General features: G+C 71.8%; 20 protein-coding genes. 10 read left to right on the top strand and 10 right to left on the bottom strand.

Annotation, left to right across the window (positions count from 1 at the left end; all coding sequences use genetic code 11):
- Positions 1 to 250 precede the first annotated feature (250 nt).
- Genes ABZX11_RS41045 through ABZX11_RS41065 form a run of 5 tightly spaced genes read right to left on the bottom strand, consistent with a single transcriptional unit; the run spans position 251 to position 6,605 of the window.
- Entirely contained in the window at positions 251 to 1,705 is a 1,455-nt protein-coding gene (locus ABZX11_RS41045; protein ID WP_354923799.1) for an aldehyde dehydrogenase (NADP(+)), read from the bottom strand.
- Positions 1,706 to 1,720: 15 nt separating this feature from the next.
- A complete protein-coding gene (locus tag ABZX11_RS41050) occupies positions 1,721 to 2,848 on the bottom strand; it encodes a hypothetical protein (protein ID WP_354923801.1) in 1,128 nt (375 codons plus the stop codon).
- A gap of 4 nt (positions 2,849 to 2,852) precedes the next feature.
- Positions 2,853 to 4,109 carry a glucarate dehydratase family protein gene (locus ABZX11_RS41055; protein ID WP_354923803.1) on the bottom strand — a complete coding sequence of 419 codons (1,257 nt, stop codon included), beginning with the start codon at positions 4,107 to 4,109 and terminating at the stop codon, positions 2,853 to 2,855.
- Positions 4,109 to 5,044, bottom strand: a complete 936-nt coding sequence (locus ABZX11_RS41060) for a 5-dehydro-4-deoxyglucarate dehydratase (RefSeq protein WP_176171243.1) — start codon at positions 5,042 to 5,044, stop codon at positions 4,109 to 4,111. The genes ABZX11_RS41055 and ABZX11_RS41060 overlap by 1 nt, the downstream gene beginning before the upstream one ends.
- A 52-nt stretch (positions 5,045 to 5,096) precedes the next feature.
- The gene (locus ABZX11_RS41065; protein WP_176171244.1) at positions 5,097 to 6,605 is read right to left on the bottom strand and encodes a sodium:solute symporter family protein; all 1,509 of its coding nucleotides are present in this window, start codon (positions 6,603 to 6,605) and stop codon (positions 5,097 to 5,099) included.
- 152 nt (positions 6,606 to 6,757) lie between these two features.
- Between ABZX11_RS41065 and ABZX11_RS41070 the strand changes: the two genes are divergently transcribed.
- The 3 genes from ABZX11_RS41070 (at position 6,758) to ABZX11_RS41080 (ending at position 9,224) form a co-directional block, all read left to right on the top strand.
- Positions 6,758 to 7,567 (top strand): IclR family transcriptional regulator, encoded by an 810-nt coding sequence (locus ABZX11_RS41070; RefSeq protein WP_176171245.1) that lies wholly within the window; start codon positions 6,758 to 6,760, stop codon positions 7,565 to 7,567.
- A gap of 42 nt (positions 7,568 to 7,609) precedes the next feature.
- A complete protein-coding gene (locus ABZX11_RS41075; RefSeq protein WP_176171246.1) occupies positions 7,610 to 8,416 on the top strand; it encodes an NAD(P)-dependent oxidoreductase in 807 nt (268 codons plus the stop codon).
- Positions 8,417 to 8,492: 76 nt separating this feature from the next.
- Positions 8,493 to 9,224 carry a polysaccharide deacetylase family protein gene (locus tag ABZX11_RS41080; protein ID WP_354923807.1) on the top strand — a complete coding sequence of 244 codons (732 nt, stop codon included), beginning with the start codon at positions 8,493 to 8,495 and terminating at the stop codon, positions 9,222 to 9,224.
- On the opposite strand, the gene ABZX11_RS41085 is transcribed toward ABZX11_RS41080, so the two are convergent.
- On the bottom strand, positions 9,166 to 10,155 hold the full coding sequence (locus ABZX11_RS41085) for a histidine kinase (protein WP_354923809.1): 990 nt from the start codon (positions 10,153 to 10,155) through the stop codon (positions 9,166 to 9,168). The two genes, ABZX11_RS41080 and ABZX11_RS41085, sit on opposite strands and share 59 nt — an antisense overlap.
- A 23-nt stretch (positions 10,156 to 10,178) precedes the next feature.
- On the opposite strand from ABZX11_RS41085, the gene ABZX11_RS41090 reads away from it, so the two are divergent.
- Positions 10,179 to 10,757 carry a response regulator transcription factor gene (locus tag ABZX11_RS41090; protein WP_354923811.1) on the top strand — a complete coding sequence of 193 codons (579 nt, stop codon included), beginning with the start codon at positions 10,179 to 10,181 and terminating at the stop codon, positions 10,755 to 10,757.
- Between the two features lie 88 nt (positions 10,758 to 10,845).
- Here the strand turns inward: ABZX11_RS41090 and ABZX11_RS41095 are convergent, their stop codons facing one another.
- Positions 10,846 to 11,463 carry a TetR/AcrR family transcriptional regulator gene (locus ABZX11_RS41095; protein ID WP_354923813.1) on the bottom strand — a complete coding sequence of 206 codons (618 nt, stop codon included), beginning with the start codon at positions 11,461 to 11,463 and terminating at the stop codon, positions 10,846 to 10,848.
- A 56-nt stretch (positions 11,464 to 11,519) separates the two neighbouring features.
- On the opposite strand from ABZX11_RS41095, the gene ABZX11_RS41100 reads away from it, so the two are divergent.
- The 6 genes from ABZX11_RS41100 (at position 11,520) to ABZX11_RS41125 (ending at position 18,861) form a co-directional block, all read left to right on the top strand.
- The gene (locus ABZX11_RS41100; RefSeq protein WP_176171251.1) at positions 11,520 to 12,140 is read left to right on the top strand and encodes an MSMEG_1061 family FMN-dependent PPOX-type flavoprotein; all 621 of its coding nucleotides are present in this window, start codon (positions 11,520 to 11,522) and stop codon (positions 12,138 to 12,140) included.
- A 1-nt stretch (position 12,141) separates the two neighbouring features.
- Positions 12,142 to 13,008 carry a PDR/VanB family oxidoreductase gene (locus tag ABZX11_RS41105; protein ID WP_176171252.1) on the top strand — a complete coding sequence of 289 codons (867 nt, stop codon included), beginning with the start codon at positions 12,142 to 12,144 and terminating at the stop codon, positions 13,006 to 13,008.
- On the top strand, positions 13,008 to 13,802 hold the full coding sequence (locus ABZX11_RS41110; RefSeq protein ID WP_354923815.1) for a siderophore-interacting protein: 795 nt from the start codon (positions 13,008 to 13,010) through the stop codon (positions 13,800 to 13,802). The genes ABZX11_RS41105 and ABZX11_RS41110 overlap by 1 nt, the downstream gene beginning before the upstream one ends.
- A 571-nt stretch (positions 13,803 to 14,373) precedes the next feature.
- Positions 14,374 to 15,243 carry a helix-turn-helix domain-containing protein gene (locus tag ABZX11_RS41115; protein ID WP_354923817.1) on the top strand — a complete coding sequence of 290 codons (870 nt, stop codon included), beginning with the start codon at positions 14,374 to 14,376 and terminating at the stop codon, positions 15,241 to 15,243.
- Between the two features lie 136 nt (positions 15,244 to 15,379).
- Complete coding sequence (locus ABZX11_RS41120) at positions 15,380 to 17,122, top strand: maleylacetate reductase and hydroxyquinol 1,2-dioxygenase domain-containing protein (protein ID WP_354923819.1); 1,743 nt, start codon at positions 15,380 to 15,382, stop codon at positions 17,120 to 17,122.
- Positions 17,119 to 18,861 (top strand): FAD-dependent monooxygenase, encoded by a 1,743-nt coding sequence (locus ABZX11_RS41125; RefSeq protein ID WP_176171256.1) that lies wholly within the window; start codon positions 17,119 to 17,121, stop codon positions 18,859 to 18,861. The genes ABZX11_RS41120 and ABZX11_RS41125 overlap by 4 nt, the downstream gene beginning before the upstream one ends.
- Positions 18,862 to 18,961: 100 nt before the next feature.
- Here the strand turns inward: ABZX11_RS41125 and ABZX11_RS41130 are convergent, their stop codons facing one another.
- From ABZX11_RS41130 to ABZX11_RS41140, 3 genes are all read right to left on the bottom strand, one after another.
- Positions 18,962 to 19,858, bottom strand: coding sequence for a peptidylprolyl isomerase (locus ABZX11_RS41130; RefSeq protein WP_354923821.1), 897 nt, complete (start codon positions 19,856 to 19,858; stop codon positions 18,962 to 18,964).
- 66 nt (positions 19,859 to 19,924) lie between these two features.
- Positions 19,925 to 22,192: a Tat pathway signal sequence domain protein gene (locus ABZX11_RS41135; protein WP_354923823.1), complete on the bottom strand. Its 2,268-nt coding sequence runs from the start codon at positions 22,190 to 22,192 to the stop codon at positions 19,925 to 19,927.
- A gap of 25 nt (positions 22,193 to 22,217) precedes the next feature.
- The gene (locus ABZX11_RS41140; protein ID WP_354923825.1) at positions 22,218 to 24,512 is read right to left on the bottom strand and encodes a glycoside hydrolase family 95-like protein; all 2,295 of its coding nucleotides are present in this window, start codon (positions 24,510 to 24,512) and stop codon (positions 22,218 to 22,220) included.
- Positions 24,513 to 24,533: the final 21 nt, after the last annotated feature.

Here is a 24,533-nt window from a genome sequence, read left to right on the forward strand (position 1 = left end):
GTCCCGGCCCGGCGCCCTGCGGGAAGGGCGCCGGGCCGGGTCGGCGCTCCCCGGGGAGCGCCGCTTTCAGCGGGTCAGCGGCTCCGGAAACTGTCGGTGCCGAGGGGTAGAGTGGAACCGGGGGGCGCCCCGGCGGCCTGGATGATTTCGATGCTCCGGCCCCGAAAATTGTCGGTGCCGACGATAAAGTGGAACCGGGGGGCGCCCCCGCGGGCCCGTGGTGCCGGTGGGACCAAAGAGGCCGGTGGGGTCAGCGAGCGCCGTCAGTGCGCCGGGGCAACTGCCACGGGTTGGCCTCCTTCAGCGGTTCCGGCAACAGCGCGTCCGGGAAGCCCTGCCAGGCGATCGGCCGCAGGAACCGCTCGATCGCCGCCGTCCCGACCGAGGTTGTCGTCGGGGCCGTCGTGGCCGGGTACGGGCCGCCGTGCTGCTGGGCCCAGCTCACCGTCACGCCGGTGGGCCAGTCGTTCCACAGCAGCCGGCCGGCGATGCGGGCCAGTGCGGGCAGCACCGGCCGGAGCCAGTCCACATCGGACTCCTCGCCGTGGATCGTGGCGGTGAGCCCCGGTTCGATCACCTCCAGCAGGCGCAGCAGCTCGGCCTGGTCGGCGTACGTCACGATCAGCGACGCCGGCCCGAAGCACTCCTGGTGCACCGTGTCGCCGCCTTCGAGGAACTGCTTGCCCGTCGTCGCCAGCAGCGTCGGGGTGAACGCCGGCGAAGACGAAGGCGACGAAGACACGACCTCGACGCCCGGAACCTCGCGCAATTCGGACAACCGGGAAGAGAACCCAGCCGCGATCCGGTCGTTCAACATCGGCTGGGCGGGCGCCCCGTCCAGAGCCGCCCGCAACACGTCGGTCAGACCGTGGTCTTCCGGCAGGAACAGCAATCCCGGCTTGGTGCAGAACTGGCCCGCACCGAGGGTGAACGACCCGGCGTACCCCTTGGCCACGGCTTCCCCGCGCGCCGCGATCGCGGCCTCGGTGACCACGACCGGGTTGACGCTGCCCAGCTCGCCGTAGAACGGGATCGGCCGCGGTCGAGCCGCAGCGATGTCGAACAGCGCGCGCCCGCCGGGGATCGAGCCGGTGAAGGACGCCGCCGCGATCCGCGGGTCCTTCAGGGCCGTCACCCCCTCCTCCTGGCCGAAGATCACGTTGAACAGCGCCGCCGGTGCGCCCGCCTTGATCAGCGCCTCGCGCACGATCGAACCGGTCTTCGCGGACAGCTCCGGGTGCCCGGGGTGCGCCTTGAGGACCACCGGGCAGCCCGCGGCCAGCGCGGACGCGGTGTCCCCGCCCGCGACGCTGAACGCGAACGGGAAGTTGCTGGCCGCGAACACCAGCACCGGCCCGATCGCGGTCTTGACGCGGCGGATGTCCGGACGCGGCCCCATCGGCCACTCCGGGTCGGCGTGGTCGACGGTGGCGCCGAGGTACTCGCCGTCGGAGAGGACCTCGGCGAACAGGCGCAGCTGGAACGTCGTGCGCTTCAGCTCGCCGGCCAGCCGCGGCGACTCGGGCAGGTGCGTCTCGGCGTGCGCCAGCGGGACCAGCTCGCCCGCGGCGGCGTCGAGGGCGTCGGCGACGGCGGCCAGCCAGCCGGCGCGTTCGGCCGGGGTCGACTCGGCGGCCGGACCGGCGGCTTCGGCGGCTCCCGCCAGGATCTTCTCGAGCGTGGCGGCGTCAGTGGCCTGGCTCATGGGTGGAACAGCTCCTCAGTTCTCATGGGCGGCGGCGGTGGCCGTTTCCAGGTCGGGCCAGCGACCCAGCCCGGCCAGGCCGAGGTGGTACAGGTGCAGCTCGGCGGCGCCCGCCTTGGCCAGCTCGCCGACGTAACCGGCGATGTCCGGCACCGGCGTGGCGGCCACCGCCGTGATGTAGCTCCCGATCGCCACGCGTTCGGGCAGGGCCTCCCGAGCCGCCGCGACGGCCTCGGCGCCCGTGGCGGGAGCCCACCCGAACAATACGACCGCGTCGACGTCGTCCGCAGCGGACGGCGTCAGCCCCGGCAGCGCGCCGGTGACCCACGGGTCGAGCGCGCCGTGCAGCACGATCCGGGTGCCCGGCGGCAGCGTGGCCAAAACCGCGGCCCGCAGCGCGTCGGTCGCCTGCTGCCGGCCCCGCAGCAGCATCTGCGTCGACGACGGCGGCAACCGGTCGCCGGTGATCCCCAGATCACCGGTGGCGATCAGCCGCCGGACCTCTTCGACGAGCTGGGCCCGCACCGTGTCCGCGTCGGTGTCCCAGGCGGCGGCGCAGGCGTCGCAGCAGCAGATCGACAGCAGCCGGGCCACGGCCGGTGCCCACACGCCGTCGGTCTTCTCGTGCTGGTGCTGGTGCACCGCGCCGAGCGGACCGCAGGCCTCGAGGATCACCGACGACAGCTCGAGCCCGGCGACGGAATTCGCGACCACGGCCGCGGCGTACTCGCGCACAGCGGGCTGCGAAGGGCACAGCGCCCACGGGTAGCTCTCGCCGAAGCAGTTGCGCACCACGACGTCCGGGTGCTCGTAGCCGAGCCGGGAGTTGTGGGTCAGCACGATCCAGGCGGCGGCCGGGATCCCGGCCTCGTTCAGCAGCCGGACGGCGTCACCCCCGGAATCTTCCGGAGAAACCCAGTCCGGAGTGGACGGACGCAGCGCGCCCCAGCCGTCGGTCACCGGCCGGTAGAACGCCGCGTGCCGCGCCACGACCGCCGTCCGGGACGGCGACCACGGCGTCGCCGCGCGAGCGCTGTGGTACGACAGCGCCACGGCCACCTCGTCGACGCCGAGCGCCTGAACCCGCGGAACGAACCCGTCGTCCAGGACGTCCCAGGGGTAGGCGTATCCCGTCACCTTCACCGGCTCACCACCTCGCCGTGTTCGGCTGGAAGTCCGGGACGTACTTGCGCATGTAGGTCACGTCGTCCCGTTTGGTCAGTCCACATCGGACGTAGTTCTCGTGCAGGCGGGCCAGCGCGTCCTCGTCGAGGGTGATCCCCAGCCCCGGGGTGGCCGGCACCGCGACGGCGCCGTCGCGGAACGCCAGCACACCCGGTTCGATGACGTCCTCGACCTTCCACGGCCAGTGCGTGTCGCAGGCGTAGGTCAGGTGCGGCGTGGCCGCGGCGACCTGCACCATGGCGGCCAGGCTGATCCCGAGGTGGCTGTTGGAGTGCATCGACAGGCCGACGCCGAAGCTCTCGCAGGTCACCGACAACGACTGCGTGGCCCGCAGCCCGCCCCAGAAGTGGTGGTCCGACAGCAGCACGCCGATCGCGCGCGCCCGGAAGCCCGGCTCGATGTCGCCGAAGTTGACCACGCACATGTTGGTGGCCAGCGGCATCGACGCCTCCGCCGCCACCTGGGCCATCCCGTCGATGCCCGGCGTCGGGTCTTCCAGGTACTCCAGGACGCCGTCGAGCTCGCCGGCCACCCGGATGCCGGTTTCGACCGTCCACGCGCCGTTCGGGTCGATCCGCAGCGGGTGCCCGGGGAACGCTTCGGCCAGCGCGCGGATCCCGTCGACCTCCTGCTCGGGCTCGTAGACGCCGCCCTTGAGCTTGATCGAGCGGAAGCCGTACTCGTCGATCATCCGCTTCGCCGAGCCGACCAGCGTCTCGGGCGTGGTGATCTCGCCCCAGGAGTCCTCGCGGCCGTCGATGTGCTTGCCGTACTTGTAGAACAGATACGCGGAGAACTCGACGGCGTCGCGGGCCGTGCCGCCGAGCAGGTCGGTCACCGGGCGGCCGAGGTAGTGACCCTGCGCGTCCAGGCAGGCGACCTCGAACAGCGAGTACACGCTCGCGATCGTCTTGCGGATGGAGAAGCCGCCGATCAGGCCGTGCGCGTCGGTCAGCACGGTGTCCGAGAGCGCCTCCGCGACCAGCCGCTGCAGGCCGGGCAGGTCGAACACGTCGTGGCCGCGCAGCCGCGGCAGCACCTTGCGCACCTCGCCGAGGAAGGCGTCGTCGCCGTAGGACTCGCCGAGCCCGACGATCCCGTCCTCGCACTTGACCTGCACGACGCTGCGCAGCGCGAACGGCTCGTGCACGCCCATGACGTTGAGCAGCGGCGGGTCCGCGAACGCGACCGGGGTCAGCACCACGTCGAGGATCTGCATCAGCCGAGCCCCTTCAGCGTCACGAAGCCGTCCTCCACGATCTTCTCCAGCCGGCGGACCTGCTCCGGCGTCGGCTCGACCAGCGGCGGCCGGACCGGGCCGACCTTGTCGCCGCGCAGCCGCGCGGCCGCCTTGACCAGCGAGACGGCGAAGCCGGACGTCTCGTCCCGCAGCGCCACCAGCGGCAGGTAGAAGCCGGTGAGCAGGGCGTCCATCACCCGCGTGTCGCCCTCGCCGAGCGCGCGGTGGAAGCGGTGCGCGATCTCCGGGGCGAAGCAGTGCACGGCCGAGGAGTACCGGGCGACGCCGATCGCGGCGTACGCCTTGGCCGAGACCTCCGCGGTCGGCAACCCGTTGAAGAACAGGAAGTTCCGCGCCCGCTCGGTGTCCAGCGACCGGATCGTGGTGACGATCCGGGTCATGCACTCGACGTCGCCGTAGCCGTCCTTGAGGCCCACCACCGACGGGATGTCGAGCAGCGAAGCCGCGGCCGGCGCGGTGAACACGCCGGTGCCGCGGTGGTAGACGATGACCGGCACGGACGAGTCGCCGACCGCGTAGCGGACGAAGTCGACCAGACCCGCCGACGGCCCGGTGACCAGGTACGGCGGCAGCAGCAGGACGCCGTCCGCCCCGCCCTCCTGCGCCGCCGCGATGCCGGCCCGTGCCGAGGCCGCGCCGCCCCCGGCACCCACCCAGACCGGGACGCGGCCGTCGGCCACCTCCCGGGCCCGGGTGAGCACCGAGGTGACCTCGGCGGGCGAGAGCGAGCTGAACTCGCCGGTGCCGCACGCGACGAACAGCGCACCGGCGCCCGCCGCGATGTGGCTCTCCACGTTCTCCGCGAGCGCGTCGAGGTTGACCTCGAGGTCCTCGGTGAACGGGGTGAGGGGGAACGCCAGCAGGCCGTCCAGCTCGATCTCGTTCTGTGCCATGTGTTTTCTGCTCTCTCGTCCTTATATCGGTTCGGCCGGGTGAGGCCTCTCGTCAGGCGGGCACGGTCGTGCCTTCCTGCTTTCGGCCGACGGCGTCGTCGGCGGTGTTCACGGTGTCGACGATCTCATCGGCGGCCGCGCTGCGCTCGGGAGCGAGCAGCCCGAGGCCGACGTAGAGCGCGAGCGAAACCAGGATCGGTGTCGCGACGAGCACCGTCTGGTTCGCCTTGAAGACGTAGTACACCAGCGCGTAGTCGATCAGGCCGCCCGCCCAGGAGATCAGCGCGGCGCGCGGGCCGCACTTGCGGAACCACGGCAGCATGCCCAGCAGCAACGGGATCGAGATCGGGCCCATCAGCGCGGCGACCCAGTTGACGACGATCTGCAGCACACCGCCGAGGTTCTGCGCCTGGGTGGCCACGAGCATGGTCAGCGCGACGAACACGACCGTGGTGATCCGCGCCGCCTTGAGGCCCTGGGTGTCGGTCCACTGCCGGGCGCGGCGGAACATCGCCGGGATCATGTCACGGGTGATGACCGCGGAGATCGCGTTGGCGTCGGAGGAGACCATCGCCATGGTGTGCGAGAAGATCCCCGCCAGCACCAGGCCGATCAGTCCCGGCGGGAGGAACGTCGTGGTCATGATCGCGTAGGACTGAGTCGGGTCCTTGATGCCGGGGATGAGCAGCGGCGCCGCGAACATCGGGAACATCAGCACCAGCGGCCACAACAGGTACAGCGCCGAGGACAGCCGCGCGCCGCGCTTGGCCTCGTGGGTGTTCGGCGCGGCCATGTACCGCTGCGCCAGGTTCCACATGCCTCCGTTGTACTCCAGCGTCTTCACCAGCACGTAGACGAGCAGGAAGATGGTGGTGTACTTGGACGTCACCGGGTTGACGTGCCCTTCGGGCAGCTTGTCCCACATCGTCCAGAGCGCGGAGATCCCGCCCAGCTTGCCGAGGACGACGACGATCATCACGATCGCGGCGATGGCCTGGATGACGAACTGGCCGAAGTCGGTGAGCGCGTCGGCCCACAGGCCGCCGATGGTGCAGTAGACCAGGGTGACCGCGCCGGTGATGAGGATGCCGAGGTTGTAGTCGAGGCCGGCGAAGACGTGCAGCAGCGTCGCGACGGCGAACCACTTGGCCGCGATGTCGAAGATCTTCAGCAGGCTGCCGCTCCAGGCGAGCGCCTGCTGCGTCGGCACGTTGTAGCGCTTGGCCAGGTACTCCAGCGGCGAGGCGACGCCGAGCTTCGAGCGCAACCGGTTCCAGCGGGCGGCGAACAGCCAGCTGCCGATGCCCACGCCGATGCCGATGCTGGCGAAGCCCCAGAAGTACACGGTGACGCCGCTGGTGTACGCGACGCCCGCGTACGCGACGAACAGCACGGCGCTGTAGCCGGACATGTGGTGCGAGATGCCGGCCAGCCACCAGGGCATCCGGCCGCCCGCCGTGAAGAAGTCCTTCACGTCGCTGACCCGTTTGTGCGACCACCAGCCGATCACGATCATCAGCGCGAAGTACGCGCAGATCATCGTCCAGTCGAGTGCGTGCACCGCAGGCTCCCTTCCGCGTCCACGTCGATGTGGGTCACTGTTCACATCTATGAACGGAGTCTGTTATAGTGATTATGTTCATCCATAAGAACGTTGTTCGGGACGCTAATATGGCCGGGGTCACAAGTCAACGGCCGGACGGAGGCACACAAATGCCGCAGAAGGTGGACAACCCGGCGGTGCCCGACGGGGCCCCCGCCGAGTCCTCGGGCGTCAAGTCCGCGCGCCGGGCCGTCGACCTCATCGAGACGTTCGCGGCGAACGACGTCTGGCTGTCCCTGTCGGACCTGCACGCGCGCACCGGCTTCCCCCGCTCGTCCCTGCACGGCCTGCTGCGCACGCTCCTGGAGGCGGGCTGGCTGGAGGCGGACGCGAACACCGCCCGCTACCGCCTCGGTGTCCGGGCGCTGATCTGCGGCACGGCGTACCTGGACCGTGACGCGGTGGTCCCGTTCGCCACCGAGGCCCTGGAGCGGATCCGGGAGAAGACGGGCTTCACCGCGCACTTCGCGCGCCGCAACGGCACCGAGGTGGTCTACCTGGAAACGCGCGAGTCACAGCGGTCGACGCACCTGGTCTCCCGCGTCGGGCGCACGCTGCCGGCGCACGCGACAGCGCTGGGCAAGGCGTTGCTGGCCGAGCTGACGCACGACGAGATCGAGGCGCTGATGCCGGCCACGCTGACCGCACTCACCCCGAACACGATCACCACCCTCGAGGGCCTGCACGCCGAGTGCGCGGCCACGCGCGAGCGCGGGTACGCGGCGGAGATCGAGGAGGGCACGCTCGGCGTCCGGTGCGTCGCCGCGGTGATCCCGTACCGCATCCCGGGCACCGACGCGATCAGCTGCTCGATGCCCATCGCCCAGGTGAGTGACGACGACGCCCGCCGCGTCGGCGAACTGCTCGCCGAAACCACCGCCGAGCTCGGCCAGCAGCTGCGCCGGGCCGGGATCCGTTAATCACCACAGTCCGCCGCCATTCCTGGTTGGGAGAGAAAATCCATGACGGACCAGCGCGTGCTCATCACCGGGTCGGCGGGTGTCGTCGGCACCCTGATGCGCCCCCGCCTGAGGCGCGAAGGCCGGGTGCTGCGCCTGCTCGACGTGGCTCCGCAGACCGCGTCCGACGCTGCGGAAGAGATCGTGACGGCCTCGGTGACCGACCCGGAAGCGATGGCGGCCGCGTGCGAAGGCGTGGACGCAGTGATCCACCTGGGCGGCCACAGCCGCGAGAACACGTGGGAAGCGACCCTGGACGTCAACATCAACGGGACGCAGACGGTCCTGGCGGCCGCGCAGGCCGCCGGGATCCCCAGGGTGATCCTGGCTTCGAGCAACCACGCGGTGGGCTTCCGCAGGGTGGACGAGGACCTCCCGGCGGACTCATCCCCCCGTCCGGACACGTACTACGGAGTGTCGAAGGCGGCGATCGAGGCACTGGGAAGCCTGTACCACTCCCGCTACGGCATGGACGTGATCGTCATCCGCATCGGCTCGTGCTTCGAGACCCCGTTGCCCCTGGGGCCCCGCGGCCTGACCACCTGGCTCTCCCCCGACGACGGCGCCCGCCTGTTCGAGGCCTGCCTTGCGGCACCGAACCCGGGCTACCGCCTGATCTGGGGTGTATCGGACAACACGCGCCGGATCTATTCGCTGGAGGAAGCGGAGGCCCTGGGCTACAAGTCCCTGGACGACGCCGAGGTGTACGCGGAGCAGCTGGCAGGCAAGCCCGCCCCGGCAGGACCGGCGGCCGAGTACGTGGGCGGCCCGTTCTGCACAGCCCCACTGGGCGTATACAACCCGCTCTGACGGTTCCGGGAAGCCGCGGAGGTACTAGTACCTTCGCGGCTTCCGCCGTTCCCCGGTCCTCGCCAGGGTGACCGCCATGATCTTGAAATCCCGCCGCGCGCGGAAGTGGACGATCGCCGTCGCGAGCGCGCTGGTCGTCGCCGTCGCCGGGGCCTACACCCTGCTCCAGGTGGCGAAGTCGCCCAGCTTCCAGTTCTTCGGCACGATCGTGGACCGCGTCGACACCGCCGAGAAGGTCGTCGCCCTCACCTTCGACGACGGCCCCGACCCAGCCGGAACCCGGACCATCCTCGACACCCTGAAAACCCATCAGGTACCGGCAACGTTCTTCCTCATCGGCCACGAGATGGCGGCCCACCCCGACCTGGCCCACGCCATAGCCGCAGCAGGCCACGAAATCGGCAACCACAGCTTCAGCCACGATCGCATGATCGGCGTGACCCCGGCCTGGGTCGCCGACGAGGTCGAAGCCACCGACGCCCTCATCCGCGCCGCCGGCTACCCCGGCGAGATCTTCTTCCGTCCCCCGAACGGCAAGAAGCTCTTCGCCCTCCCGCACTACCTGGCCGAACACCACCGCACGACCATCACCTGGGATGTCGCCCCGGACTCCGACGGAATCCCCGACACGGCGACCGTCGAGCGCACCGTCCTCGACCAGGTCCGCCCGGGCTCGATCGTGGTGCTGCACGCCATGTACGCCTCCCGCGAGCAGACTCGCGAGGCGATCGACCCGATCCTGGACCAGCTCAAGCAGCGCGGCTACCGGTTCGTGACCGTGTCCCAGCTGTTGGCAGCTCGACACTGACGACCCATTCGCCGTCCCGCTGCCCGTGGCTCAGCGCACCCCCGGCCGCCGCGGCCTGCTCCGCGAGCCCGGCCAGCCCGTGACCACCGCCTTCGCGGGCCGTCCCCTTGAGCGCGTTCCGCGCGGTGATCCGCACCCGGTCCCCGGATTCGACGGACAGGCGCAGCCGGACACCGGGACCGTTGTGCCGCAACGCGTTCACCGCCGTCTCCGCGACGAACCGCTCGGCCAGCTCCCGCACCGGGCGCGGCAGCGCGGGCAGCACCGGATCGCGGTCGAGCACCAGTCCCGCGGTGCGGAGGCGGGCCAGCACCTCGGCGAGGTCGGGGGTCCGTTCGGTGTCGTCACGCAGGTCGTCCAGCGTGCGGCGGACGAGGGTGAGCGCACCCCGGCCGGCGGCCAGCAGGGTGTCGAGGCGTTCGCGGTCGGCTTGGGTGAGGTCGCCGACCGCGCGCAGCGTCTCGGCCTGCACCAGCATGACGGCGGTGGTCTGGGCGAGCGTGTCGTGCAGCCGCCGGGCCGCCCGCTCGGCCCGCTCGGCGAGCGCCCGGCGGCGTTCGGCCCCGAGCAGCCAGGCGACGGCGGAGATGGTGACGGCGAGGACGGTCCCGTCGAGCGGCCCCTTCGCCGGGAAGACGGCGGCCCCGACCATTAGCGCCGAAGCCACGGCGAGCCACCGCTGCGGCGTGCTGTAGAGGGCGAGCAGCACGGGCACGTACATCGTGTTGCGCGGCTGGTCGAGCAGCAGGTGGCCGGCGGACGCGAGGGTCACCACGGCGAGCACGAGAGCCGGCGCACGACGGGCCCACAGCAGCGGGACGAGCTGAACCGCGCTGAGCCCGGCGGCGAGCCACCCCTGCTGCGGCGTCCACGCCCCGCTGGCGAAGAACACCAGGGCGACCGCCGCCGTCGTGACGAGAGACTGACGCATGGGCCGACAGTAGAGTGCCGGACATGATCCGGGTGCAGGTCGTCGACGACCACGCGCTGGTGCGCGAAGGCATCGCCCTGGTCCTGGGCGCGCAGCCGGACCTCGAAGTGGTCGCGCAGTACGGTTCGGGGCCGGAACTGCTCGCGTCGCAGGTACCGGCGGACGTGGTCCTGCTCGACCTGTACCTGCCCGGGATGGACGGCCTCGATGTCCTGCGCCGGCTCGGTCCGTCGGCGCCTCGGGTCCTGATGCTGACGACGGTCGGACGGCCGCGGGAGATCCGCGAAGCGCTCGGTTCGGGCGCGGCGGGGTTCGTGCTCAAGGACTCGTCCGGCGACGAACTCGCGGCCGCCGTCCGCGCCGCCCACCAGGGCGTGACGGCCCTGAGCCCGGCGGCGGCGTCCGCGCTGAGCGGCGGCGGTGTGCTGACCCCGCGCGAGCGTGACGTGCTGGAGCTGCTGGGCGAGGGACTGTCCAATCGCGACATAGCGGCCCGGCTGCGCCTGGCGGAGCGGACGGTGAAGGTGCACGTGGGCAACGTCCTGGCCAAGCTGGGTGTGACAAGCCGCACCCAGGCGGCGCTGGTGGCCCGGGACCGCTGAGTGGACTGGCTGCCGTCTGGAGGTCGGGTACGCCGACCCGGCTGGACCGCGACCGACCACAACGTCTTCCACGACGGACAGCGGCCGTTCACCCCTTGACGTACCGGGTCAGCATCGCGACCATCTCGTCCTCCAGCCGTTCGGCGTCGATCGGGTCGGGTTCGGCCAGCAGGTCGTGGACCGCCAGCTCGACCGTCGCGATCACCAGGCGGGCCGCCGTCTCGACGTCCGTGACGTGAACCTCCGGGTGGCTCTCCAGCAGGGCGCGGGTGTAGCCGACCATCTCCTGCTTCACCCCGCCGATCCGCTCCAGCAGCTCGTTCGACCGCGGCGCCTGCTCCAGCAGCATGCGCAGGAGGTGGGGGTCGTCGCGGTGGGCTTCGACGGCGAGCCGGACGAACACGCGGAAGATCTCTTCGATCGACTCCGGCAGCGGACCGGTCAGGACCTTCGCCGCGGCCGCCGTGCCGCCGTCGAGGTGGCGGGTCAGCAGCTCGGCGAGGATCGCGTCCTTGTTCGGGAAGTACTGGTACAGCGAGCCGATGGAGATGCCGGCGTGCTCGGCGATGCGGTTGGTGGTGCCCGCCGCGTAGCCGTGGTCGGCGAAAACGTGAGCAGCCGCGGTCAGGATCCGCTGCCGGGTCAGCTCGGCGCGGACCTGGCGCGGCTGTTTACGTGGCTGGATGCGGCGCTGGTCCGGCGTCACGGATCCCTCCCGGAAAGCGAGTAGTCAAGACCTGAGTATTTGCTCATAATTGTGCCATGACCAGCACAAACACGCTGCCCCACGTCTCCGGGGCCGAGGTGCGGGCCCGGCTGGGCGAGCCGGAGGCGATGATCAAGGCCAAGATCGGCGACCGCATCGACCCCCACGCCCGCCGCTTCATCGCGCACTCGCCGTTCCTGACGCTGGCGACCGCCGACGCCGCGGGCCGCGCCGACTGCTCGCCCCGCGGCGACTACCCCGGCTTCGTCAAGGTCCTCGACGAGCACACCCTGGCCCTGCCCGACCGGCCCGGCAACAAGATCGCCGACTCCTTCCGCAACATCGCCGAAAACGACGGCGTCGGCCTGCTGTTCTTCGTCCCCGGCATGCGGGAAACCCTGCGCGTCAACGGAAGCGCGTACGTCACCGACGAGCCGGACGTGCTCGCCCGGATGCGCACCGAGGCCAAGGCACCGATGCTGGCGATCGTCGTCGACGTCGCCGAGGTGTACTTCCACTGCGGCCGCGCGCTGATCCGGTCGCGCCTGTGGGACCCGGCGAGCCAGGCGCTGGCCGCGGAACTGCCGTCGCCCGGCGAGATCGCCGCCGAAAAGATGAACATCGACCCGGCGCTGCTCGACCGGCTCCTCGAAGACGGCTACCGGAAGCTGTACTGACATGCAGAAGACGATCCTGGAGCGCATCGAGCGCGTCACCGACGACGTCGTTTCCCTGGTGCTGCGCGGCGACGAAGGCCCGCTGGCCCCGTGGGAGCCGGGCGCGCACATCGACCTGGAACTGCCGAACTGGCTGACGCGGCAGTACTCGCTGTGCGGCGACCCCGCCGACCTCTCGGCCTACCGCATCGCGGTCCGCCACGACCCGCTGAGCCGCGGCGGCTCGGAGTACGTCCACCTGTTCCTGCAGCCGGGCCGGACGCTGCCGGTCTCGTTGCCCCGCAACCACTTCCCGCTGCGGCCGGCGGCGGAGTACCTGTTCGTGGCGGGCGGGATCGGGATCACGCCGATCGTGCCGATGCTGCGGGCCGCCGTCGCCTCCGGCGCCGCGGTGACGCTGGCCTACGCGGGCCGTCCGTTCGCCGCGGAACTGGCCGCCGAGTACGGGGAACGCGTGCGGCTCGGCCGTCCGGACCTCGTGGCGCTGGCCGAGGAGTTCCCCTCGGCGGAGGTGTACTGCTGCGGCCCGGCGTCGATGCTGGACGCGGCCGAGGCGGCGTTCCCGCGCGTGCACACCGAGCGGTTCGAGCCGGTGCGGCGGACGTTCGGCCCGGACACGCCGTTCGAAGTCGGGTGCGCCCGCTCCGGCGGCACGATCCAGGTCCCGGCGGACGAGTCGCTGCTGGACGCGCTGAACCACGCGGGACGGCCGGTGCCGTCGGCGTGCCGGGAAGGGGTGTGCGGCAGCTGCGAGGTGGGGGTCGTCGACGGCGAGCCCGAGCACCGCGACGACATCGGCGCGGCGGCGGGCCGGATGTACCCGTGCGTGTCGCGCGCGCTCTCGCCGCGGCTGGTGCTGGACGTCTGATGATCCCGAAGGTGCGCCGCCCCCGGACGCGGCGGATGATCACCCTGGAGGTGCGCGCGAACACCGCGCCCAGCCCGGCGTTCCGCACGGTCACCCTCGGCGGTCCCGGGCTGGCGGAGTTCGAGCCGGCCGGCGACGACCAGGCGGTGCGGCTGTTCTTCCCGCGCGCGGGCCAGGACCGGCTCCGGATGCCGACGCTGGACAACGAGGGCTGGATGGCCGAGCTGCTGGTGATGCCGAAGTCCCGCCGCCCGTGGGTCCGCAACTACACGATCCGCCGGGCCCGCCCCGGCGAGATCGACATCGAGTTCGCCCTCCACGACGGCGACGCCCCGGCGGCCGAGTGGGCCCGCCGGGCCCGCCCGGGCGACCCGGCAGGCGTGTTCGACCTCGGCGTGAGCTACCTGCCGCCGCCCGGGGTGCCCTGGCAGCTGCTGGCCGGGGACGAGAGCGCGCTGCCGGCGATCCTGGCGATCCTCGAGAACGCGGCGGACGACCTGGTGGCCGAGGTGTTCCTGGAGGTGCCGTCGGCGGCGGACGTCCGGGAGGTCGAAGCGCCGCCCGGGGTGCGGGTGCACTGGCTGCCGCGCCCGGAGCCCGGCCGCCCGGGCGCGCTGGCCCTGGCGACGATCCGGGAGGCTGGTTTGCCGTCCGGTCCCGGGTACGCGTGGGTGGCCGGGGAGGCGGCGCTGGCGACCGGCGTGCGCCGTCACCTGGTGCGTGATCGCGGCTGGCCGAAGGCGGACATCGCGTTCCTGGGCTACTGGCGCCACGGCCGCGCGGCGCCCGGCTGAGCCACCTGCCTCGCCCGAGCCAAGCTGTCACGACAAGCCGCCCGGCGCGGGGTATCAGCTCCCGGCGACGGAAACGGTCGGGTCGCGTACCTGGAGAGTCGGGTCGCGTACCTGGAGAGTCGGCTCGCGTACCTGGCGGGTCGGCTCGGCCACCTCGGCGGGCGATTCTTGAGGCGACCCTCCCGGTACGCCAGCCGACCCTTCCGGTACGCCAGCCGACTCCCCCGGTACGCCGGTCGACCCTTCCGGTACGCGAGCTGACCGCTTTCGAGCGGAGCTGGGGAGTCCGGGATGCTCCGTTCGCAGCGGACGGCGACCATGCCTTCGACCAGCGCGGCCCGCTTCGAGCGACCGGAATTGTCGGTGCCCTCCGGTAGCGTGGAAAACGGGGGGCGCCCCCGCGGCGGGGTGCTCGACGCGGCAACAAGCGCCGACCGGGCCGGGCAACCGGAGCACTCGGAGCAGAGGCACCACGGCGGCCAGGTGCGAGGGTGAACGCCCGGTTCGCAAGTCCGGGCGACCAGCTCAAGGCGGGTACCATCGCGAGCAGCCTCGACGTCGAGGAGGCACCGTGGGCGAACTCGGGCTGGCCGACACCAACGGCATCCTCGCGCTGCCCTGGGTCCGCCCGGACCGGACCAGCGCCGGCCTCGGCTGGGATCGCGTCTACCTCTCGCGGCAGCGGGAACGCCCCTACCGCGCGGAGTTCGGCGCGGCGCGCAGCCACCAGCTGATCTTGCACCTCGACGGCCCGGTGACCGTCCGGCGCGGGGTCGGGACCGCCCGCGAACAGAGCCGGCGGATGCCCGTCGGCGGGTTGTTCCTGCAGCCGTCGCACGCGGAGCTGTCGGTCGAGCTCGGCGGTGAACTCGACACCGTGCACGTCTACGTCGACGACGCCGCCGTCCAGGAGGCCGCCGGGGCGCCCGTGCGGCTCGCCGAAGAGCTCGGCAGCCGTGATCCGCTGCTCGAACAGCTCGTGCTCGGCCTCGACGGCGTCGTCCGCGACTGGGAGCCCGCGGCCCGGACCTACGCCGACCAGCTCGGCGCGCTCGTCGCCGCCCAGCTCGCGCGCCACCACCGCGCCGGGCACGTCCCCGAGCGCGAACCGGCCCGCGGCCTCTCCGACCGCCAGTTCGCGCGGGTCCGCGACCTGATGGCCGACCGGCTCGCCGAGCCGGTGCCGCTGGCCGAGCTGGCCGCGCTCGCCGGGCTGAGCGTCAGCCAGTTCTCGCGCCGGTTCAAGGCGCGCACCGGGCTGCCGCCGCACCGGTACCTGCTGCGGCTGCGCGTCGAACAGGCCGGGCTGCTGCTGCGCACCGGCGACGACCCGATCGCCGAGATCGCCGTCCGCTGCGGGTTCTCCCACCAGGAGCACCTCACCCGGGTGCTGCGCGCCCAGCTCGGCACCACTCCGGCAGCGCTGCGCCGCAACGGCTGACTGTCTTTCGGGGGTCCGGGTGGCGGAGCCCCCGGCCGGGGCGAAGCCCCGCATGTCACAGCACACGCGCGTTTCGTGCCGTCGCGCAGCACGAACGTGCAGGACCGGCCCCGGCGGCCGCCGGATACTGCCTCGCATGACCTCGTTCAGCTACGCCGCGAACCCCGTCCGGGTGGTCTTCGGCTCGCTCGACACCCTCGGCGACGAAGCCGCGCGCCTCGGGCTCGACCGGGTGCTGCTGATCGGCAGTCCGCGCTACGGCGACCGGGCCGCGGCCGCACTCGGCCCCCGGCTGGCCGCGCGGTTCGAAGACGCCGCCATGCACACCCCGGTCGACGTCACCGAACGCGCGCTCAAGGTCGTCGCCGAGCACGACGTCGACGGTGTCGTCGCGATCGGCGGTGGCTCGGCGACCGGGCTGGCCAAGGCGATCGCCCTGCACACCGACCTGCCGCAGCTGATCGTCCCGACGACGTACGCGGGCTCCGAGCTGACGTCGGTCCTCGGCCAGACCGCCGACGGCCGCAAGACCACCCAGCGGACCGCGAAGGTCCGGCCCGAAGCCGTCCTCTACGACGTCGGCCTGACGCTGTCCCTGCCCGTGCCGCTCACCGCGGCCAGCGGGCTCAACGCCCTCGCGCACGCGGTGGAGGCGTCCTACGCGCCGGACGCCAACCCGATGACCGACCTGTTCGCCGCGGAGGCCAAGCGGCTGATCACGAGCGCACTCCCCCGCATCGCGGCGAATCCGTCCGATGTGGACGCCCGAACCGACCTGCTGCGCGGTGCATGGCTCGCGGGGACGTGCCTCGACGCCGCCACGATGGGCCTGCACCACCGGCTGTGCCACCACCTCGGCGGCAAGTTCGGCCTGCCGCACGCCGAGACCCACGCCGTGCTGCTCCCGTACGTCATGGCGCACCAAGGTCTCGACGACGCCGCGGAGGTGTTCGACCTGGCCGCGTCGCTCCCGATCCCGCACTCGCTCGCCGAACTCGGCCTCACCGAAGCCGACATCGAGGGCGAGCCGGAGCCGGTGCGCCAGGCATTGCACGGCACCCGCCCGGCCACGCGCCCGAACCTGAAGGCGCTCACGAAGCAGGTCGTCGACAGCTTTGCCGGGGCACCGGACCGCGTGCGCGTCCTGCTGACCGACCTCGTCGAGACGCTGCACGGCTACGCGATCCGCACCGACCTCACCCAGGCCGAATGGGAGTACGCGATCGGGTTCCTGACCCGCGCCGGGCACATCACCACCGACACACGGCAGGAGTTCATCCTGCTGTCGGACACGCTCGGCGTGTCGAGCGTCGTCGACGTCCTGACCAACTCGCGGACGCCGGACACGACACCGTCGGCCGTGCTCGGGCCGTTCTACGTCGACGGCCCGCCGGAAACGCCGCAGGGCGCCGACCTCGCCGCCGGGCTTCCCGGGACTCCCCTGGAAGCGGACATCCGGGTGGTCGACACGGACGACCGGCCGGTGGCGGACGCGGTCGTCGACGTCTGGCAGTCCAATGAGGACGGCTTCTACGACGTCCAGCTGCCCGAAGTGGACGGTCCGGTGCTGCGGGCCCGCTTCCGCACCGACGCGGAAGGACGGCTGCGGTTCCGGACGATCGTGCCGAGCGCGTACCCCATTCCCGCCGACGGTCCGGTCGGGCAGATGCTCGATGCCGTCGGCCGGCACCCCTACCGGGCGCCGCACGTGCACTTCATGATCGCCAAGCCCGGCTACCGCACGCTGATCACGCAGCTGTTCGTCGCCGGCGGCGAGTACCTCGGCTCGGACACCGTGTTCGGCGTCAAGGACGGCCTGATCGTCGACTTCACCGACGGGCTCGACTTCACCTTCCGGATTTCAGGGAGCAGCGCATGAGCTATGACACCGACGTCATCGTGGTCGGCAGCGGCCCGGCCGGCGGCGCCGCGGCGCTGCTGCTGGCCACCTACGGCGTGCCGACCGTGCTGGCCACCAAGTACGGCTGGACGGCGAACACGCCCCGCGCGCACATCACCAACCAGCGGACCATGGAGGTGCTGCGCGACCTCGGCGTCGAGGACAAGGCGCTCGCCGTCGGGACGCCGCCGGAGCTGATGGGCGACACCGTGCTGTGCACGTCGCTGACCGGGCCGGAGATCGGCCGGATCGCCAGCTGGGGCACCGGCGACCGGTCGGCGTCCGAATACACGGCCGCGAGCCCGTGCCACATGATCGACCTGCCGCAGACCTACCTGGAGCCGATCCTGGTGAGCGAGGCGGCCGCCCGCGGCGCGAAACTGCGGCTGGACACCGAGTTCCTGTCCTTCGAGCAAGACGGCTCGGGGGTCACCGTGCGGTTCCGCGACCGCGTGCGCGGCGACGAGTTCACCCTGCGTGCCAAGTACCTCATCGGCGCGGACGGCGCCCGCAGCCGGGTCGCCGAACAGGCCGGGCTGCCGATCGCCGGGCAGACCGGCAAGGCCGGCAGCATGAACATCACCTTCACCGCCGACCTGGCGCAGTACGTGGCGCACCGGCCGAGCGTCCTGTACTGGGTGATGCGGCCGGGCGCGCACCTCGGCGGGATCGGGATGGGCCTGGTGCGGATGGTGCGTCCGTGGAACGAGTGGCTGCTGACCTGGGGCTACGACATCGCCCAGCCGCCACCCGAGGTCGACGCCGAGGAAGCGACGCGGCTGGTGCGTGACCTGGTCGGGGATCCCGCGCTGGAGGTCGAGATCACCTCGACGTCACTGTGGACGGTCAACCACAACTACGCGACCGAGTACCGCAGCGGCCGGGTGTTCTGCGCCGGGGACGCGGTGCACCGGCACCCGCCGTCGAACGGGCTGGGGTCGAACACATCCGTCCAGGACTCCTACAACCTGGCGTGGAAGCTGGCGATGGTGCTGCGCGGCGAGGCGGGCGAAGGGCTGCTGGACAGCTACACCGCCGAGCGGGCGCCGGTGGGCAAGCAGATCGTCGACCGGGCGAACCTCAGCCGTGACCAGTTCGGGCCGATCTTCGCCGCGCTCGGCATCTCCGGCGACACCGACGCCGACGGCATCACGGCCGGGCTCGAGACCTGCCTCGCGGCGACGCCCGAGGGGGCGCGCAAACGACGTGAGCTGGAGCAGGCGATCGAGCTCAAGCACTACGAGTTCAACGCCCACGGCGTCGAACTGGACCAGCGGTACGTGTCCGGGGCGGTGCTGCCCGACGGCGTCCCGGCGCCGCCCGAGCGCGATCCGGAGCTGTTCCACCGGCCAAGCACCGAACCGGGCGCGAAGCTGCCGCACGCGTGGCTGGTCGGCCCGCACGGCCGTCGCGTGTCCACTTTGGACCTCGTGGGCGGCGGCCGCTGGACGCTCCTGACCGGCCTCACCGGCACGCCGTGGCGCGACGCGGCGGCCAAGGTGGGCGCGGAACTGGGCCTGGACCTGCGGACGGTCCGCATCGGCGACCCGGGCGTCCGCGACGCCTACGGCGACTGGTCCCGCCTCAGCGGCATCGCCGAGGACGGCTGCCTCCTCATCCGCCCCGACGCCTACGTCGCCGCCCGCCACCGAACTCTCTCCCCCACCCCCGCAGCCACCCTCCTCAAGGACCTCCGCCACCTGCTCGACCGTGCTTGAACCCGTACTTGGCGTGATTGAGCACGGGACCCGCGTGATTGAAGCCGTAACTCGCGAGTTCGGGCTTCAATCACGCGAGTTACGGCTTTGATCACGCGAGTTACGGGGTGGCGGTGACGTGGGTGAGGGTCACCGGGGTTTTCGGGGGGCCGCTGCCGTCGCCGATGCCGGGTTTCGCGGTGTCGATTCCGGCGCGGGCGATCGCGTCGAGGGTGGCCAGGCCCGGGTCGTCGATGCTGCCGAAGACCGTGTACTCGGGCGGGATGTTCGTCTCGCCGAAGACCAGGAAGAACTGGGAGCCGCCGGAGTCCGGGGCGGCCGTCTTGGCCATCGCCAGGACGCCGCGGCCGTAGGTCAGCTCGGGGAACACCTCGTCGCGGATCGTGTAGCCCGGGCCGCCGGTGCCGTCGCCGACTGGGTCGCCGCACTGGAGCATCTGCAGCCCCGTCTGCACCGACAGCCGGTGGCACGACGTCCCGTCGTAGAAACCCTGGCCGGCCAGGCTCAGGAAGTTGACCACGGTGCACGGCGCCAACGCGCGGTCCAGGGTGAGCCCGACTTCTCCCGCACTGGTCGCGAGCCGGGCTTCGACCGTGCCGGACGACGGCGCCGGGCCGTCCGGCGGGAGCGCGACCTTCTTCGGCGCCGGTGTGCCGGGGTCCGGGGTGAACGCGCACGTCACCGGGTCGGCCAGCGGGCGAGGCCGCTTGGGCATCGGCGCCCGGCCGCCCGGCAGCGTCACCGGGGTGCTCGGCGCGGTCGGGGTGACGACCGTCGCCGAGCCGGCAGGCCAGTGTCCCGGCGCGACCTCCGCGTGCCCGTCCGCCTCCCGCAGGAACCCGGGATATCCCCAGGCCAGGAAGGCCAGCGCCATCAGGATGACGACCACGACCGACCCGGCGATGAGCACCACGGCCGCCGGTGACATCCGCTTCGGCGGCACCGGCGGCTGCCACGGCGGGTACTGGTACGGCGGTCTGCCGTCCGGCTCGCTCATCGTGCTCCCCTCGTCCGAGAGCACCATTCTGCCGTCAAGGCCACCGCTGCGGGCGGGAACGCCCGATCACGGCAGGCCCCACGGCGCACTCGGCCCGGCCGGCGCCACCGGCCGGACGCCGAAGTCCGGCTTGTCCCCCTTCCGGTACACGAACGCGTCCTCGCCGCGGCCGAGTTCGACCTGGACGTCCCCGGTGGGCAGCCGCCGCCAGCGACGGGCCCGGCCCCGCGCGTCGGTCACCGCCAGCTCGCCGTCGATGCCCGGCCGCAGCACGCACGGCGCCCCGGCCTCGCTGTGCACCTTCAGCCAGCGCGTCTTCCCGCCGGCTCGGGACGCGCTGAGCAGGAACGCGCCTTCGGTGCGGAAGTCCCGCAAGGCGACGTCCCCCCAGGCGGCGGGCGCCGCCGGGAACAGCCGGAGCACGCCGCCCCAGCTCTGCACCAGCATGTCCTGCAGCGACTTCGCCGCCGAGAGCGGCGTCTCGATGACCGGCCCGGACTCCTTGTACATCGTGTTCGGCTGGATGTACCGCCGCTGCAGCTCGCCGAGGTAGAACGCGGCCTGGTCGCCGCGCAGCATCTGCGCCGAGATCGACGCCGCCCCGGTGAACGTGTAGCCCTGCAGCGCGCCTTCGAAGCCGACCCAGTGGTTCAGCGATGTCTCGATGATCGCCCGGTGCTCCGGCTGCTCCCAGGTGACGTCGTAGAGCGGGTAGATCTGCAGCAGGTGCGAGTAGTGCCGGTGCGACTTCGCGAACGGCACCCCGGCCCCGATCATGTAGCCGTTGCCGTCGGCCGGGTAGTCGACGAGGTTGGCGAGCACGTCCTGCCAGCGCGGCGCCAGCGGGTCGCCGGGCGCGTGCTGCAGCAGTGTCTTGCAGCCCCACCGGATCAGCGACAGGTCGTAGTTGCAGTCCGGCGCGTTGACGCCGTACTCCGGCGAGAACGTCGGCGGCAGGTGGAGCTTGCCGTCCGCCCCCGGCGCGAGGAAGTGCAGGTAGTAGTTGATCGCCCTGCGCAGCAACGGGATCAGCGTGCCCTGGAGCAGTGTCCGATCTAGAGTGTGCCGGTAGGACAGCCAGACGTTGTGCAGCGCCCAGGTCAGGTTGCCGACCTCCGGCGTCGGCGTGTCCTGGCCGGGGATGCCGACCGGGAACCCGCTGGTGGTGTTCGAGACGCCGTTGAGCAGCGTCATGTCGGTCGTGCGCGGGATGCCCGCCGAGTCGGCCTGGTACGGAGTGGCGACCTGGCTGGACAGATTCGCGCGGTACTTGTCGAGCGCGTGGCTGACCGCGTCCAGTTCCAGGTGGTTCGAGCCGTGGATCAGCCAGTACTCGAGCTGGACGTTCAGGTTCCACCAGGTCGCCGGCCACGGCGTGTTCTCCAGCCACGGCCCGGACGTCGCCATCACCGGCGCCTCGCGCCGGGCCGCCGAGGCGACTTTGTACAGCTGGATCCAGTAGAAGCCCTGCAGCCGGGTGTCCGGAATGGACAGGAAGCTGCGGCGGTAGTAGTCGTGCCACCACCGCCGGTGGTCCTGAGTGGACGCGGCGAACGGAAGTGCCCGCCGGACCGTGCTCAACGCCCGTGACACCGAAGTCTTCTCGGGGTGCGACCACGCCACCGACGTGTACAGCGTGCGTGTGCCGCCGCGGGTGACCTCGCGCCAAGCCGTCACGTGCTCGCCGCCGGCCAGCAGCGGCTGGACGGCGAGCTGCGCGTCACCGCTGCTCGACAGCTGCACCGGCGGGTTCGCGGTGTAACCCGCGGGCGGCGGCTTGTTCCACACCGGATCGGCGCGCGGGCTGACCGCCACCGCTGGGTGGAACACCCACTTGAACGCCCGTTCCCCCTCGGACGGCCGGATTTCGACGGCCAGCAAAGACTGTCCGGTGTGGACGATCGCGCGCAGGCCCAGGCTGCCTGCGGCCGTCGTGATCGTGCCGGTGAGCTCGGCGTTCCACAGGTCCATCCGCCAGTCGATCGCGGTGATCGCGCCGACCGGTTCGAGGGTGAAGTAGCCGATCGGGAGCCGGGCCAGGCCGAACAGCGAGCCGAACTCCGGCCGGTGGTCCTGGACCTGGCTGTGCTGGACGTTGAACCGGATCGCGTTCTGCCCCGGCTCGGCGTAGATGCCGGAGCCGAGGAACCCGTTGCCCAGGAACGGGCCCTCGTACCAGGCTTTCGGCAGCCGCCGCCAGAGCAGGTCCGCGGTGCCCAGGAACCCGGCCCAGCCGAAGTCGTCACTGCCCGCCTCGGCGGTTCCCGGAGTCAGGCCGGCCGCGGCGAGCCCGGCGAGGGCGCCGCCGAGCACGGTTCTGCGGGTGATGTCCATTCGACCTCCTTGTCGAAAAGCGGGTTCAGCTCGGCAGGCCCCACGCGGGTGCCGGGCCGAGCGCGGGGACGTCCCGCGGCGCGAAGTCCGGCCGCCCGCCCCGCGGGGTGACGACGGCGGTGCCGCCGCGGCGCAGCCCGATCGCGATCCGCCCGGGCCCGGCCGGACGCCACGGCAACCGCCGGCCGTGCTCGTCGCGGACGTCGACGTCCCCGGCGACGCCGTGCTGCAGGACCAGCGGTTCGCCGGCTTCGCTGCGCACGCGGACGAATTCGGTCCGGCCGTCGCGGCGGGCGGCGTCCACGAGGAACGCGCCTTCCGCGCGCAGCCCGGCGATCGAGGCGTCCCGCCAGGTCGCCGACACCGACGGGAAGACCTTGAGCACCCCGCCGGAGCCCTGCATCAGCATGTCCACCACGGACTGCGCGGCGGTGATCGGGCTCTCGATGGCGAAGTTGGCGCCTTCGCGGTACATCGTGTTCGCGGTCAGCTCGGTGTCGGCCACGATGTTGCGGTCGAGGAAGAACTTCAGGTACCGCAACGCTTCCTCGGGCGCGTCCATCACCGACTTCATCGACGACGCGGCTGCGTAGCTGTAGCCGTGCCATGCGGACTGGTCGGCGGCCCAGTGGTCGAAGGTGCGCGTCATGAGGTTGCGGTCACCCGGGGTGTCCCAAACCTTTTCACGCAGCGGGTACAGCCACAGCAGGTGCGAGAAGTGCCGGTGCGAGGCGGCCAGCGGGACGCCGTCGCCGATCAGCACGCCGTTCGCGGGATCTTCGTGGTACGGCACGATTTTCGCGCCGATCTCCTGCCAGCCCGGCACGCGCGGCTCGTCGAGGCGGAGCAGGCGCGCGGCCTCGACGAGCGTGCGGGCCGCCCACCGGATGAGGGAGAGGTCGTAGGTGCAGTCGGGCGCGTCGGCGTACTCCGGCGAGCGGGTCAGCGGCAGGTGGAGCCACCCGTCCGGGCCGGTGAACAGGAAGTGCCGGTAGAAGTTCAGCGCCTTGGCCAGGGTCGGGTAGAGGACGTCGCGGAGCACCCGCTCGTCCAGGTGGTGCCGGTAGGCCAGCCAGACGTTGTGCAGGCCCCACAACAGGTTCCCGGTCTGGTCGGTCTTGGACGTCGTCCCGGGGACGCCCACCGAACGCGTGCCGCCGGGCCGCAGCCGCCAGTCGCCGGGGTGCGAGAGGGCGTAGGTGTCGCCGTCGCGGTACGCGGGCGGGACGGACACCTCGAGGTTCGCGTGGTCGCGGCGGAAGGTCTCGGTGACGGCGTCGAGTTCGGGGTGGTTGGTGCTGTTGACGATCGGGTAGGTGACCTGGACGTTGAGGTTCCACCAGACGGCGGTCCAGCTGTTGCCCACCTCGGGGAACCACGGCCCCCATTCGGACACGACCGGCCCGCCCGCACGCGTGGCGGCGGCGATCTTGTACAGCTGGATCCAGTAGAACCGCTGGACCTGCTTGTCGGGCACCGAAACGAAGCTGCGGCGGTGGTAGTCGTTCCACCAGCGGCGGTGCCGGGCGAGCAGGACGTCCGGCGGGACGGCAAGCGCTTTCCGGACGGCGGCGCGCGCGTCCGCGGTATGCGTGGTGCCGGGGAAGCTGTAGGCGACGGTGGCCACGAACAGCCGTCGCGTGCCGATGGCGCGTTCCTGCCAGGCCGTGGTGTACCCGCCGCCGGCGAGCAGCGGCTGCGCGCAGTAGCCCTCGGCCTGCTCGGGCGCGGGGTTGGCGACGTACTCGGGCGGCTTGCGGACGGTCCGCGTGGTGGCGGATTCGAGCGGCTGGAACACCCAGGCGGCCGCGGCTTCCCCGGCGCTGGGGGTGAGCGAGACGAGCAGCACGCCGAGGTCGTTGTGCACGACGGCGGAGAAGGCGACCGAGCCCCGGGTGGTGGTGATGGTGCCGCCGAGTTCGGCGTTGTAGAGGTCGAGCGCCCAGTCGATGCCGGTGATCGCGCCGGCCAGGGTGAGCGTGAAGTAGCCGATGGGCAGGCGCGAGAGCCCGATGCCGGCTTCCCATTGGATGCGCTGGTCCTGCACCTGGGTGTGGCTCAGCATGAACTTGAGCGTGTCCGGCGTCTTCCCGGCGTAGACCTGGACGCCGAGGTAGCCGTTGGCGAGGAACGGGCCTTCCTGCCAGTTCTTCGGCAGCCGCCGCCAGAGCATCCGCGCATCTCCGGCGACATCCCGGTGCGGGTTCCCGCCGGTGGCGAGCGCGGGCGGAGCCGCACGGGCCCACAAGCCTCCGAAGGCCGCCGCCCCGGCGAGGACCGAGGCAGACCGGAGCACCGTCCGCCTGGACACAGAGTCCATGAAGCATCCTCCGAATTCATA

The sequence above is a fragment of the Amycolatopsis sp. NPDC004169 genome, assembly GCF_040610315.1.
In the GTDB taxonomy this organism is placed as follows: domain Bacteria; phylum Actinomycetota; class Actinomycetes; order Mycobacteriales; family Pseudonocardiaceae; genus Amycolatopsis.